Here is a 12,099-nt window from a genome sequence, read left to right as displayed (position 1 = left end):
ATGATTAGCAGACGCGACGCGGCAATTGCCCTTGATGTACCGATGGAAATGGCCCAACGCCATGGCATCCCGAAACGACTGACCGAGGCGGAGCTGGGCGAAATCCTGGACAACCCACCGGCATGGCTGATCCAGTCGCGGGCCAACCGGACCGGCAAGCGTCCGGTCTGGGTGCACCTGGAATGTGCCGTCTGCGGCTACGAGGAAGCGGCCCGGCCCAAAAAATGGTGGCCGGAATTCACGTATGTGGTGTGCGAGCACCATGCCCCGGACGAGGTGCCGCCGCTGCGGCCGGGCCTCATCAGGAGCGAGTTCGACGGCGTCGGGACCCGTTTCGTGGGCATCGCGGACGTTGCAGTTCCGGACTGATTCGGGGCATTACATTCGGGGCTGAACAGGCGTATTTTACGAAGTGGGACGCAGCCTGTCCCCCGTTGTAAGGAGCACGCCATGCCGGACAAGTCACCACACCAGCAGCTGCACAAGAAGCCGGTCAAAACCATCAAGGAAAAACGCGCGGAGAAGAAGGCCAAGAGCCCGATTGAAGGCCCTCAGGACCCAGTAGCGCACCTGAAGAAGCGCCGGTAGCGGTTTACCCGTTCCCGGCCATCTCTTCGGGCACTGCCACAATGTCCACTTCCTGGCCGTCCCTCAGCACTCGAATCAGCAGCGGCTGGCCGATCGCATCGGCGAACAGTAGCTTCTGCAGGCTTTCGGCGTTGCTGACGGGGCGGCTTCCGGCTGTCAGGATGACGTCACCCGCACGCAGGCCCCCGCGATCTGCAGGCGAACCGGCCAGGACCTCCACCACGCGCAGCCCGTCCCGTTGTCCCGTCCTGATCACCGCGCTGGCATTGAGCCGGAAGGGTGTGCTGACAACACCGAGATAAGCCCGCCTGACGCGGCCGTCCTTCAACAGCGCCGAGATGATGCGCCGCGTGGTGGTGTTGATGGGCACGGCCAGGCCCAGCCCCGCTCCGGCCACGGCGGTGTTAATTCCCACGATGCGGCCGTGGGTATCGGCCAGGGCTCCGCCGGAACTGCCGGCATTGAGTGCTGCGTCGGTCTGGATGACGTCCTCGATCACGCGCCGGTTGCCGCTGGACCACACCGGAATGGCACGGCCCAGGCCGCTGACCACACCCGCTGTAACTGATCCGGCCAAGCCCAGCGGATTTCCCACCGCGATGACCAGCTGGCCCACCCGCAACGTCTCGGCATCGCCGAACTGCGCCGGGGCCACTTTCGGCGCCCTGCCGTGGACCACCGCAAGGTCGGACAAAGGATCCGCCCCCACCAGTTCAAGATCGGTCCGGCTCCCGTCAGCAAAGGCGGCATGGCCTTGATGGGTGCCGGCCACCACGTGCGAATTGGTGAGCAGGTAGCCGTCTTCAGTGAAGAGCACCGCGGAGCCTGCGCCCATGCGGAACCGGCCGTTACGGCGGTTGCCGGTCATTTCAATGGCCGCAACATGCGGGGTCACCGTCTCAGCCACGCGCATGACGGTCTCCGAATACGAGTCCAGCCGACCGTCGTCGGCCGCTGCATTGGGTTCCTGCGCCTGTTCCATGGCACACCTCCTGGCTGGCGTTGCTGCCTCCGGCTTCCAGACCTGCTGCTGCGCCGGAGCTTACTGGGGACAACCACGCGGTGGCGCCCGGTAGTCCCGGAACGGCTACGCCGTGGGTGAACAGGGCACTCAACACGGCGCTTAAATGCCAGAAGACCCGGACGCGGGGTCCGGGCCTTCTGGCAATGTCTTGCGACATTCAAAATGTGGAGATGGGGGGAATTGAACCCCCGTCCGATGTTGTGTTAACAGGGCTTCTCCGGGCGCAGTTTGCGTCGGACTTTCTCGGCCCCAGCCCTCCTGCAAACAGGTGGCTGATCCGGGCCCAGTCATCTAAGAGTCCCGTTTGCCCCGATGACGGAGGCAAGCAGCAGTGGCTATCTAAATGACGCCAGGATCCGGGGCAATAGCAACCTCGGGCTGACGGACTGTCTTACTGCTTAGGCAGCGAGAGCGAAGTCAGTGCGGTTTGATTTGGCACTTATTGGTTTGCAGACAGCGTTTACGAGATAATTCTGCATCCTCGGCCCGCTTCACCTGTCGCGACTAACATCGTCGAAACCGATCATCCCCGTATTTTGTTTTCAAACCGGCCGGGCTGTGCACGCACAAATCCCTGCCGGACTACCTATCATAACGCATGCCCGGCGGAAATCATTCCTACCTGCGGTTGCGTTCCCGGACCTCGCGAAGGGCTTCGCGGTTATCCTGCTGCTCGCGCAGGGTCTGGCGCTTGTCGTACTCCCGCTTACCGCGTGCGACGCCGATCTCGACCTTGGCCCGGCCATCGAGGAAGTACAGCTGCAGCGGCACCACTGTGAAGCCGGACTCCCGGATCTTCACGGAGATTTTGTTGAGCTCCTCACGGTGCAGCAACAGCTTCCGACGGCGGCGTGCGGAGTGGTTGGTCCAGCTCCCCTGGTTGTACTCGGGGATATGGATGCCCTCCATCCACAGCTCGTCGTTGTAGAACGTGCAGAAGCCGTCCACCATGGAGGCGTGGCCTTCGCGCAGGGACTTGACCTCGGTCCCCATCAGGGCGATGCCGGCCTCGTACGTATCCAGCACGTGGTAGTCATGCCGAGCCTTGCGGTTGGTGGCCACAACTTTACGGCCACTTTCTTTGGGCACGGTGGAACTCCTCAGTTCGTGGATCCTGGTTGGCTCCGGCCGTTCCGGCGCGGAGTCATACCAGTGTACGGCAGGCGCGGACCGGCGTTACAGCAGGCGCATCGGGTCAACGGCAGCCCCGTTGAGCCAGGTTTCAAAGTGCGCATGGCATCCGGTGGAGTTGCCGGTGTTGCCCGAGTAGGCGATGAGCTGCCCTTGGGAAACCTGCTGGCCATTGGAGACCACGACGCTGCTGTTGTGGTAGACGATCGTGGTCAGGGAGTTGCCCTGCACCACACCGTGGGACAGCTTTACCCGCCAGCCGCCGCCATCGGCGGAACTCCAGCCTGAGGAGAACACCTCGCCGGCCGCCGCAGCGTAGACGGGGGTGCCGCAGGCGGCGCCGAAGTCAATGCCGGTGTGGACATACCCGCCCTGCCCGTAGAAATCGATGGTTCCCGGCGGAGTTGACCGCCAGCCGAAGCCGGAGGTGATCGGAACGTCACCGGAGAACGGGTGCCGCAGGCCAAAGGCCGACGGCGATCCGGTCACGGGGGCGTACGGCTGCTCGGCCTGGCCCTGCGCCCGTGCCGCGGCAGCGGCCGCCTCCGCTAGCCGGCGCTGTTCGGCCTCCCAAGCCTCGCGGAGCCGGCGGTCACGTTCGGCGATTTCGTTGGCAACGGAGTTCTGGCTCGCTGCAACCGCCGCCATTTGGGACTGGATGCCTGGTTTCGCTGCCTGGAGTTCGGCATCAAGTCGCACGGTGTCGGCGATCAGCTGGTCAACCTGGGCCTTCTTGGCAGCCGCCTCGTCACGGGCAGCCTTTTCCCGTTCCAAGGCGGCGTCTGCCTTGGCTTTGAGGTCCCTGATTTCTGCCTCAACGGCTTCGAGCCGGGCCTGCGAGTTCACATTTGTGGCGCTTTGCTGGGACAGCTTGTCCATGGCGGCGTTCTGGCTGCGCATGGCCTGGTCCGCGAGGTCCATGGTGTCGGTCAGGCTGCCGCCGTTGTTTGCCCCGAAGAAGAGGGTCAGGTTCGACGGCACTCCTCCGGACTTGTAGGCCTGGGTGGCGATCTGGCCGATCAGCTTCTTGGTCTCCGCGATCTTCTGCTTGTCAGCCTCAAGCTGCTGGGTGATTTTGGCCTTGTTCTGCTGTGCAAGATCAACCCGCGCCGTCAGGGCTTCGACTTCCTTGACCGCACTGGCCACGCGCCCCTGGGCCTCCAGCAGTGCCTGCTGGGCGCCGGGCAGCTGGCCCTGATAGATCACCAGGTCGCCGGCGGCCTTCGCGATGCGTGAGTCAACGAATTCCAGGGACTGCTGAACCCGGGCCGCCTCAGCTTCAAGGGCGGCACGCTTGTCATCGAGCTCATCGGCGTGCGCCACCGGGGCTGACGCACCCATGCTGGCGGCGAGGAGCAGGGCCAGGACGCCGCTGATCAGGCCGGCGCGGCGGCCTGCAGTTCGTCGGCGTTCGGCCCGGTGCCGGGGCGCAGTTCGGTGCAATTCGTTCATAAGGATTCCTTGTTCGGTTTCCACAGCCTAAACCTTCAGATATCTGCGTAAGGTCAAGAGAGACGAAATTCCTGCCAAAGATCCGCCAAGGATCAGCAAGGCTGGCGCAAGAATCAGCGTCTGGCCCGGCGAGATAAACGCCGTGTCCGGATACTGCTTGGACAAGTACTCGCCCAGGAAGAAGTGCGCCACCGCCCACAGCGTGCCGGATGCCAGGGCGGCGCCGATCACCGCTGCAATCACCCCTTCAAGGATGAACGGCAGCTGGATGACGAGCTTGGACGCGCCCACCAGGCGCATGATCCCGGTTTCGCGGCGGCGGCTGAAGGCCGAGAGCCGGATGGTGGTGGCGATCAGGAGAATGGCACAGATAATCATCACGCCGGCGATGCTGACCGCAACCAGTGAGGCGGCATTCATGGCCGAGAAGAGCCGCTCCAGGAGCTGGCGCTGGTCAATGACCGTTTCGACGCCCGGCTGCGAGGAGAACGTCTCGCTGATGATCTGGTATTTTTCCGGATCCTTCATGTTGATGCGGAACGATGAAGGGAGCTGGTCCGGCGTGACGGAATCCACGATCGGAGAATTCGAGAACTGGTCCTTGAAGTGCTTGTAGGCCTCTTCCTTGGACTCGAACTGGAAATCGTTGACGTATTGCGCCACGGCGGGTGATTCGAGCAGAGTCTGCAGGTTGTCCTGCTGCTCCGGCGTGACCGGCCCGGTGGCGCAACCGGCCGCCGTCGAACCGTCACTGCAGAGGAAGATGGCAACCTGGACTTTGTCGTACCAGTAGCCCTTCATCTGGTTGATCTGGAGCTGCAGCATGCCTGCGGCACCCACGAATGTCAGTGAGACAAAGGTGACCAGGATGACCGAGACCACCATGGAAACGTTGCGGCGCAAGCCGCTGCCGATTTCGCCGAGGACAAAGGCGAGCCTCATCGCTGCTCCTCCCCTGCGCCCGGATTGCGTTCCCCTGATGCGGGCGGCAGGGATTCGTCCCGGCCGCTGGCGTCCCTGAGCCGGCGGGACTGGCCCACCACGGGGATCATGGAGGTGTACAAAGCTTTGGCCTCGTCGCGGATGACGATGCCATTCCTGAGCTCTACAACGCGCTTGCGCATCTCGTTGACAATGTCGTCGTCGTGCGTGGCCATGACCACCGTGGTGCCGTTCTGGTTGATCTTGTCCAGCACGCCCATGATGCCCATGGAGGTGGTGGGGTCCAGGTTGCCGGTGGGTTCATCGGCGAGGAGGATGCCGGGGCGGTTGACTACCGCACGGGCGATGGCCACACGCTGCTGCTCGCCGCCGGAAAGCTCATGCGGAAGGCGGTTTTCCTTGCCTTCCAGGCCCACGGTCTTCAGGACTTCGGGGACGGTGTCGCGGATGACGCTGCGGCTCTTGCCGATGACCTGCATCGCGAAGGCTACGTTGGCGAACACGCTCTTCTGCGGAAGGAGCCGGAAGTCCTGGAAGACCACGCCGATGCCGCGGCGGAGCCTGGGCACGCGCCAGCTGGAGATCTTGGCGACGTTTTGCCCGGCGACGTACACGGCGCCCGAGGAGGCCCGGTCTTCCTTCAGCACCAGCCGCAGGAAGGTGGACTTTCCGGATCCGGAAGCGCCGACGAGGAAGGCAAATTCACCACGGTCAATCTCAAGGCTGACATCGTCCAGCGCAGGCCGGGCCGTATGGTCGTAGACCTTGGTGACATTTTCGAATCGGATCATGGCCCTAATTACCCTGCAGGGCACGGCTGATACAGCCCAGATCTGCAGCCGGCGCACGGGCATTCGTTTGGGGGAAGTAGAGCTCCGGCTCCTCGACTATACGCAGGCTTTTGGCCTGTTTTCGGGGGCTTCGGGGGTGTGTCGCGCGATCAGGCCTACCGGGTAGGCACTGCAGCTACGACTTCTCGGCGTTCCGGTTGTCGGTGCGCCAGCGGATCCCGGCGTCGATGAAGTCGTCAATTTCGCCGTCGAACACGGCGGAGGTGTTGCCTACCTCGTGTTCGGTCCTGAGGTCCTTGACCATCTGGTAAGGGTTCAGGACGTATGAGCGCATCTGATCGCCCCAGGATGCCTTGACATCGCCGGCGAACGCCTTCTTTTCGGCGTCCTCCTGCTCCTTCTTCAGGAGAAGGAGCCGGGACTGCAAAACGCGCAGGGCTGCTGCCCGGTTCTGGAGCTGCGACTTTTCGTTCTGCATCGACACCACGGTGCCGGTGGGGATGTGGGTCAGCCGGACGGCGGAGTCGGTGGTGTTAACCGACTGCCCGCCGGGACCGGAGGACCTGAACACGTCCACGCGGATCTCGTTGTCCGGTATGTCGATGGAGTCCGTTGACTCGATGAGCGGAATGACCTCGACGGCGGCGAAGGACGTCTGGCGGCGGCCCTGGTTGTCAAACGGGCTGATCCGCACCAGACGGTGGGTTCCGGCTTCGACGCTGAGCGTGCCGAACGCATACGGTGCCTTGACTTCGAACGTTGCGGACTTCAATCCCGCCTCTTCGGCGTAGGAAGTGTCCATGACGGTGGTGGGGTACCCGTGGCGTTCGGCCCAGCGAAGGTACATACGCATGAGCATTTCGGCGAAGTCTGCGGCGTCAACGCCGCCGGCCCCGGCCCTGATGGACACCACGGCTTCACGTTCGTCGTATTCTCCGGAAAGCAGCGTCACTACTTCGAGTTCCTTCAGGGATTTCCTGATGGACTCCAGCTCGGTTGCAGCTTCGCCCATGGAATCGGCGTCATCCTCGTCCTGGCCAAGCTCCACCAGCACTTCAAGGTCATCGATCCGCGATACCAGCCTGTTCAGCCGCTCCAGCTCTGACTGGCGGTGCGACAGGCGGGAGGTGATCTTCTGCGCCGCGGCGGGGTCATCCCACAGGTCCGGCTCGCCGGCGCGTTCGCTCAGTTCGGCGATGTCTTCCTTCAGAGCCTCAACATCGCTGACTCGCTCGATGGAGGTGTAGGTGGCGCGAAGAGCGCGGATTTCTGCGGAAAAATCAATATTGGCCATGGTTGTTTAAGCCTACGCCATCCGGCCGGAGTGCCGGACTTCTCCTGACTTCTCCGCTTCCGGTCAGCGCGTGAGCCGGGAACGGGCCGTGGAGGCCGCTTCAATCCTGATGCCATCAGGCACCAGGAAGTTCACCATCGGCGGGTGGACAACAGCGCTGAGAACCACGACGGCGGTGGACCCGTCAGGGCTGCCGGTCGCCGCTGAAACGGCTAACCCGTCGAACCGGGCCGACGACGGGCTCCGCGCGATAAAGTCGGCCGCAACGCTGCGGACGCGTCCAGGGCCCAGTACGGCTGAGGGGCTCCCGCTCTCTCCCCCGACCTCGCCCAAGGTGTAGCTGTCGGCGGCGGCCAGCGAGGCTCCGTCGGCCAGGGACAACAGCCGCTTGTGTTCGAGGTAGACGCTGGAGATGCCGATGACTACTGTGACCACCAGGAGGGCCAGCGCGACGTAGCCGATGATCATGACGATCATCTGGCCGCCCTCACCGGGATCGCTCTGCGTGGCTTCGGGGATCGCTTTGTGCGTCACCTTTGGGTCACCGGAACCTGCCCACCAGTTGGGTGGACGAGGCTTCCACTTCGCTGGCCTTGAGCCTGAAGTCCTCGTTGAACGGCACGAAGGGCAGCGGCACAGTGAGGTTGACCGTGACGGTGATGGCCGTGCCCGCAGCCTGGCAGTCGGCAGGGTCGCAGCGGGTGGATACGCGTGCCTGCTCGGCATCGTGGCCGAAGTCCGCGAGGGCGATGAGAGCTGCCTGTTCGGCAGCAGCCTGGGCAGACACTGCATCCGGTTGGGCGACGAACACCTTCGCGGCCTGGTCGGCGGCGCCGACCACGGCGAAGGACCCACCCTGGATCTGGCCCACGGTGATGATGAAGTAGACCAACGGGACCATCAGGAGCAGCGCGAGGAAGGTGAATTCGACCACTGCACTCCCCTCGTCCCTGTGGCCGTTGCGGAGCGCCTCGCTGAATCGCTTCTTGAGGCGGGCCCTGATATCCAGTCGGGCCCGGAAAGCGTTAGGGCTGGATGGCCGCATGGCCTTTCACCTCCAGCAGGTCCCGGGGGCCGATCAGCCCGATGACGGGCATGGGAGCCTTGATGGTCACTTCGAGGGTCCGCAGGCCCTGGAACATCACTTCGGCAGTTGTGATGTCCTGCGCGAACTCAGCGTTCAGGGAAGTCTCGATGAGCGTCGCCGCCCGTTCCTGGGCATCTGACGCTCCCCGGTCTGCGAGGGTTCCATAACGTGCCCCTGAGGCTGCCGCGTCGATCAGTGTGTTGCGGACGTGCAGGACCAGGGTCAGCTGGATTATCGCCAGAAAAAACATGGTGAGCAGGCCGCCCACGAGGACGAAGTCCACGACGGCAGAACCGCGTTCATCCGTGCGCCAGCCCGGCTCAGCGCCGATCCGGGACCGGCACGGTTCCCGGTTGGGCATGCATTGGCTGGCGCCCAGCATGACTTACTTTCCGACCTTGTCCATGGCCTGGTTGAACATCGTTTCGAGGGCTGGGCCGGCGAGAGCCAGCAACGCCGCCACCAAGACTGCGGACATTAGGGTGATCATCACCCAACCGGGGACGTCGCCACGTTCCGGGTGGTCTTGGGCCGGCACGTCGGGATCTGTCGCTGCGTACCTCCGGCCTGACACAGTTTCACTGGTCCGTGCCCACAGGCCAGCCAGCAAAGCGAGGAGCAGCAGGCTGCCCGAGATTCCCATGTTTTTCATTTCGGTCCCATTCGTTGTGTAAATGACGCGGTGGAAGTCATGTGGCGGTTAGTGGATATGACGGCTTGGCGATGCTCATGGCTAAAGTCCAAGGCTGATGGCCGCGATGCCGGGGAACACTGCGAAAACCACTGTTAAGGGCAGGACACCAAAGACCAAAGGAACCATCATGGCAATTTCCTTCTTGCCCGCCGACTCCATGAGGTCCCGTTTTGCGGTGTCCCGGACGTCCTGGGCCTGAGCCCTCAGCACATCTGCCAAGGGTGTGCCCCGCTCGACCGCGACGATGATTCCGTCGACAAATCTGACGAGCGGCCCCAGATCTGTCCGCGAGGAAAACTCCTGGAGCGCTTCCACCAGCGGTTTTCCTGCTCTGGTCTCAGCAAGAATCTTGGAAAACTCCTTGGCCAGCTCCCCACTGGCACTGCGACAGACGCGGTCCAGGGCACCCGTGGCACTTTCACCGGCCCCCACAGCCAGGGCCATGAGCTCGGCAAGGCTGGGAAACTCCGCCATCATCCGGGATTCCCGCCTGCTGATCTGGACGCCCAACCAGAAGTCACGGAAGAGAAAGCCGCCGAGCGCGCTTCCGAGGACGGCCACAACCGCGAGGAATGGACTGAACCGGCCGGCTACCGCGCCCAGCACCACGGCGGCCACGGCGGCGGCGAATCCAGCGGCGGCCCAGAGGAGCTGTTCAGCCCTGAAATCTATGGGTGATTTGTTGATGCTGGCTTGGGCGAGCCTGCGGGTCAGCGCCTTTGACCCGAGGTTCAGCTTCCCCAAGGCTGCGAGTCCGTCGTGGAGCAGGGGACGCACGATCCGTTCCAACGGTCCGAATGGCGTGGCGTTCTGTCCGCTGGCCCGCAGCAACCGCGATTCAAGGTTTTGCGATTTCAGCTGCGGATCGATGCGCTCGACGAATGTGAGCGGCCGCATAAAGGGCAACCGAACGAAGATCAGCCAAAGGCCCGTACCGAGGACTATGCCGCACACAATCGCAGTCGCCGAGATCCCGTTCATCGCAGCACCCGTTCGTCCTGCGGAAGGGCGCCGATGCGGAGCATGATGGAGTAGCAGACCAGCGACACCACGAGCCCGCCGAGGAGGACGCCGGCTCCCATGGGCGTGTTGTAAGCGTTCACGGCTTCAGGCCTGGTGGCCAGGAGGAGCATAACGATCCAGGGGGCGGCAACCGCGAGCCTGGCGGCGTTGACAGTCCAGGACTGCCGGGCCTCGAGCTCGCTGCGTGTCCGCGCATTTTCCCGGAGAAATTCCGCAAGGGTGCCCAACAGCTTCCCCAGGTCCGAACCGCCCACTTCACGGGTCAGCCTGAGTGCCTCGACGATCCGGTCCGCCACCGGGTCCGCCAGCCGGTCCTTGAGTTTATTAAGAGAGGCATCGAACTGCCCGCCCGCGCGGTAGTCGGCTCCGAAGTCCCGGAAAACATGCCGAAGCTCCTCGGGGCCTTTCTCCCCCAGCTGGATCAGGGCCTCCGGCAGTGAAAGCCCGGCGCGGATGGCCGAGCGCAGGTGGTCCACCACGTCCGGCCAGAGCTGGCGTAGGACGGCAGTTCTCCTGGTCGCCCGCCACCGGACAATGCTGACGGGCAGCCAGGCGCCGAAAAGTCCGAAGCAGACGGATATAGGCCATGACCGGCTGACCACATAGAGGATGAGAGCCACAAATATGCCCAATCCCAAGCATGAGGCCACGAGGCCCGTCCCGGTGACCTTTTCGATTCCGGCGGAGGCCAGCAGGTCCTCGAGGCGGCTGGCCCGCGGGCGGCGCTTCAGCGCTGCCGGCTTTTCCCAGAACGACCACCAGATCAGGAAGAGCCCGGCGCCCGCAAGCACCCCTACCAGAGGCGCCATCAGCGCGGGTCCAGCAGCGCCGCGACGTCGTACCCTGCCCGGGAAAACTTCTCCGCCGCGGGCATGGAGTTGGCCCGCGGCTGCAGCTGGCCATCCTCCATGGCGAAAACCATGGAGGATTCGATGACGCCGTTTTCCACGCGCCGGCCGAGGGAAAGGATCTCGGTTACCTGGCGGCGGCCGTTGGCGTGCCGGCTGCAGTGGACGACGAGGTCGATGCAGGACGCCACCGTGGGGACGACGAAGGCAGACGAGATATTTTCACCGGCGAGTAGCGGAAGGGTACAGATCTTGGTCACAGCGTCGTGAGCTGAGTTTGCATGGACGGTGCACATCCCCGGAAGTCCACTATTTAAGGCGATCAGCATGTCCAGGCTTTCCGCTTCCCGTACCTCTCCCACCACTAGTCTGTCCGGGCGCATCCGGAGGGCTTCCTTTACAAGCCTGCGCAGTGGGATCTCGCCTTCGCCTTCGAGGTTAGGCTGCCTGCATTGGAGTCCGACGACGTCCCGGAGCGGGAACTGGAGTTCGAAGATTTCCTCGACCGTAATGACGCGCTCACGGCTGCCGATGCTCGCGGCCAGGCAGTTGAGCATGGTGGTCTTGCCCGCTTGGGTTGAGCCCGACACGAGGATGTTCAGTCCGCTGGACACCGCGGCACAGAGGAATCGGGCGGACTGAGGTGTCAGGGTTCCAAGCTCGACCAGGTGCTCCAGGCGGCTGGCCTTCACCACGAACTTGCGAATATTCACGGCCCAGTGCCTGCGGGTGACATCTGGAATAACTACGTGGAGTCTCGAACCATCAGGCAAGGCTGCGTCCACGAAGGGCGATGACATGTCCAGGCGGCGGCCGGAACTCTTCAACATGCGTTCCACGAGATCGCGAACCTGCTGGTCCGTGAGGCTGAGTGAGGTCAGTTCCGACTCGCCGTTCCTGGCGACGTAGATTTCGTTGGGCGCGTTGATCCAGACTTCCTCGATGGTCGGATCGTCCAGCAGCGGCTGAAGGACACCGAAGCCGGCCACCGCGTCAAAGACAAACCTGCGTGCGGCCTCCAGCGGACCAATCGGAGGGAGCGGCCCCATCAGGGCCCGTTCGTCGTAGTCGCTGACAGCCGCCTCTACGAGACGACGGACCTCGCCCGCCTGCCGCAGTGGATCAAGACCCCGACGGCGGATCAGCTCGCGGACTTCGTCTTCCACGATTCGCACAGCGTCCATGTAGTTCCCCAATACAACTGCCGCCCCCGGCGGAGGCAGTT

The 12,099-nt window shown here is 63.6% G+C and carries 15 protein-coding genes and 1 other RNA gene; 2 read left to right on the top strand and 14 right to left on the bottom strand.

Annotated elements, in window-relative coordinates; translation table 11 throughout:
• Together MUN23_RS17015 and MUN23_RS17010 are read left to right on the top strand one after the other, a co-directional pair.
• Entirely contained in the window at window positions 1-369 is a 369-nt protein-coding gene (locus MUN23_RS17015) for a hypothetical protein (protein WP_056343264.1), read from the top strand.
• An 81-nt stretch (window positions 370-450) separates the two neighbouring features.
• Window positions 451-588: a hypothetical protein gene (locus MUN23_RS17010; protein WP_185260969.1), complete on the top strand. Its 138-nt coding sequence runs from the start codon at window positions 451-453 to the stop codon at window positions 586-588.
• 4 nt (window positions 589-592) lie between these two features.
• Here MUN23_RS17010 and MUN23_RS17005 read toward each other — a convergent pair whose 3' ends face one another.
• The 14 genes from MUN23_RS17005 to MUN23_RS16940 all read right to left on the bottom strand — a co-directional run bounded on the left by MUN23_RS17005 (window position 593) and on the right by MUN23_RS16940 (window position 12,058).
• On the bottom strand, window positions 593-1,570 hold the full coding sequence (locus tag MUN23_RS17005; RefSeq protein WP_248759938.1) for a S1C family serine protease: 978 nt from the start codon (window positions 1,568-1,570) through the stop codon (window positions 593-595).
• 204 nt (window positions 1,571-1,774) lie between these two features.
• Window positions 1,775-2,143, bottom strand: a transfer-messenger RNA (tmRNA) gene (gene ssrA / locus MUN23_RS17000).
• 87 nt (window positions 2,144-2,230) lie between these two features.
• Window positions 2,231-2,701, bottom strand: coding sequence for an SsrA-binding protein SmpB (smpB, locus tag MUN23_RS16995; protein ID WP_056343258.1), 471 nt, complete (start codon window positions 2,699-2,701; stop codon window positions 2,231-2,233).
• Between the two features lie 87 nt (window positions 2,702-2,788).
• The gene (locus MUN23_RS16990) at window positions 2,789-4,195 is read right to left on the bottom strand and encodes a M23 family metallopeptidase (protein WP_248759936.1); all 1,407 of its coding nucleotides are present in this window, start codon (window positions 4,193-4,195) and stop codon (window positions 2,789-2,791) included.
• 27 nt (window positions 4,196-4,222) lie between these two features.
• Window positions 4,223-5,137 carry a permease-like cell division protein FtsX gene (gene ftsX, locus MUN23_RS16985; protein ID WP_248759934.1) on the bottom strand — a complete coding sequence of 305 codons (915 nt, stop codon included), beginning with the start codon at window positions 5,135-5,137 and terminating at the stop codon, window positions 4,223-4,225.
• Window positions 5,134-5,928 carry a cell division ATP-binding protein FtsE gene (gene ftsE, locus MUN23_RS16980; RefSeq protein ID WP_248759932.1) on the bottom strand — a complete coding sequence of 265 codons (795 nt, stop codon included), beginning with the start codon at window positions 5,926-5,928 and terminating at the stop codon, window positions 5,134-5,136. Before ftsE ends, ftsX begins: the two co-directional genes overlap by 4 nt.
• Before the next feature lie 175 nt (window positions 5,929-6,103).
• A complete protein-coding gene (gene prfB, locus MUN23_RS16975) occupies window positions 6,104-7,222 on the bottom strand; it encodes a peptide chain release factor 2 (protein ID WP_058931963.1) in 1,119 nt (372 codons plus the stop codon).
• A gap of 63 nt (window positions 7,223-7,285) precedes the next feature.
• Window positions 7,286-7,699, bottom strand: coding sequence for a pilus assembly protein TadG-related protein (locus MUN23_RS16970; RefSeq protein ID WP_248764120.1), 414 nt, complete (start codon window positions 7,697-7,699; stop codon window positions 7,286-7,288).
• Between the two features lie 64 nt (window positions 7,700-7,763).
• Complete coding sequence (locus MUN23_RS16965) at window positions 7,764-8,156, bottom strand: hypothetical protein (protein WP_371875930.1); 393 nt, start codon at window positions 8,154-8,156, stop codon at window positions 7,764-7,766.
• Between the two features lie 91 nt (window positions 8,157-8,247).
• Window positions 8,248-8,670 (bottom strand): TadE/TadG family type IV pilus assembly protein, encoded by a 423-nt coding sequence (locus tag MUN23_RS16960; protein WP_248759930.1) that lies wholly within the window; start codon window positions 8,668-8,670, stop codon window positions 8,248-8,250.
• Between the two features lie 24 nt (window positions 8,671-8,694).
• On the bottom strand, window positions 8,695-8,961 hold the full coding sequence (locus MUN23_RS16955) for a hypothetical protein (protein ID WP_227008108.1): 267 nt from the start codon (window positions 8,959-8,961) through the stop codon (window positions 8,695-8,697).
• A gap of 81 nt (window positions 8,962-9,042) precedes the next feature.
• The gene (locus MUN23_RS16950) at window positions 9,043-9,984 is read right to left on the bottom strand and encodes a type II secretion system F family protein (protein ID WP_248759928.1); all 942 of its coding nucleotides are present in this window, start codon (window positions 9,982-9,984) and stop codon (window positions 9,043-9,045) included.
• On the bottom strand, window positions 9,981-10,835 hold the full coding sequence (locus MUN23_RS16945; RefSeq protein WP_248759926.1) for a type II secretion system F family protein: 855 nt from the start codon (window positions 10,833-10,835) through the stop codon (window positions 9,981-9,983). The genes MUN23_RS16950 and MUN23_RS16945 overlap by 4 nt, the downstream gene beginning before the upstream one ends.
• Window positions 10,835-12,058, bottom strand: coding sequence for a CpaF family protein (locus tag MUN23_RS16940; protein ID WP_248759924.1), 1,224 nt, complete (start codon window positions 12,056-12,058; stop codon window positions 10,835-10,837). Before MUN23_RS16940 ends, MUN23_RS16945 begins: the two co-directional genes overlap by 1 nt.
• Between the last annotated feature and the right edge of the window lie 41 nt (window positions 12,059-12,099).

The organism is Pseudarthrobacter sp. SSS035 (assembly GCF_023273875.1).
GTDB lineage: Bacteria > Actinomycetota > Actinomycetes > Actinomycetales > Micrococcaceae > Arthrobacter.
Note: the sequence above shows the minus strand (reverse complement) of the source record. Positions and strands in the feature narration are given on the sequence as shown.

What these genes read in the sequence shown, in the direction of transcription:
- MUN23_RS16950 (WP_248759928.1), bottom strand. Translation starts at nt 9,984, where the DNA reads ATGAACGGGATCTCGGCGACTGCGATTGTGTGCGGCATAGTCCTCGGT.
- ftsE (WP_248759932.1), bottom strand. Translation starts at nt 5,928, where the DNA reads ATGATCCGATTCGAAAATGTCACCAAGGTCTACGACCATACGGCCCGG.
- MUN23_RS17015 (WP_056343264.1), top strand. Translation starts at nt 1, where the DNA reads ATGATTAGCAGACGCGACGCGGCAATTGCCCTTGATGTACCGATGGAA.
- MUN23_RS16970 (WP_248764120.1), bottom strand. Translation starts at nt 7,699, where the DNA reads ATGATCGTCATGATCATCGGCTACGTCGCGCTGGCCCTCCTGGTGGTC.
- MUN23_RS16990 (WP_248759936.1), bottom strand. Translation starts at nt 4,195, where the DNA reads ATGAACGAATTGCACCGAACTGCGCCCCGGCACCGGGCCGAACGCCGA.
- MUN23_RS17010 (WP_185260969.1), top strand. Translation starts at nt 451, where the DNA reads ATGCCGGACAAGTCACCACACCAGCAGCTGCACAAGAAGCCGGTCAAA.
- ftsX (WP_248759934.1), bottom strand. Translation starts at nt 5,137, where the DNA reads ATGAGGCTCGCCTTTGTCCTCGGCGAAATCGGCAGCGGCTTGCGCCGC.
- MUN23_RS16960 (WP_248759930.1), bottom strand. Translation starts at nt 8,670, where the DNA reads ATGCCCAACCGGGAACCGTGCCGGTCCCGGATCGGCGCTGAGCCGGGC.
- MUN23_RS17005 (WP_248759938.1), bottom strand. Translation starts at nt 1,570, where the DNA reads ATGGAACAGGCGCAGGAACCCAATGCAGCGGCCGACGACGGTCGGCTG.
- MUN23_RS16940 (WP_248759924.1), bottom strand. Translation starts at nt 12,058, where the DNA reads ATGGACGCTGTGCGAATCGTGGAAGACGAAGTCCGCGAGCTGATCCGC.
- MUN23_RS16955 (WP_227008108.1), bottom strand. Translation starts at nt 8,961, where the DNA reads ATGAAAAACATGGGAATCTCGGGCAGCCTGCTGCTCCTCGCTTTGCTG.
- prfB (WP_058931963.1), bottom strand. Translation starts at nt 7,222, where the DNA reads ATGGCCAATATTGATTTTTCCGCAGAAATCCGCGCTCTTCGCGCCACC.
- MUN23_RS16945 (WP_248759926.1), bottom strand. Translation starts at nt 10,835, where the DNA reads ATGGCGCCTCTGGTAGGGGTGCTTGCGGGCGCCGGGCTCTTCCTGATC.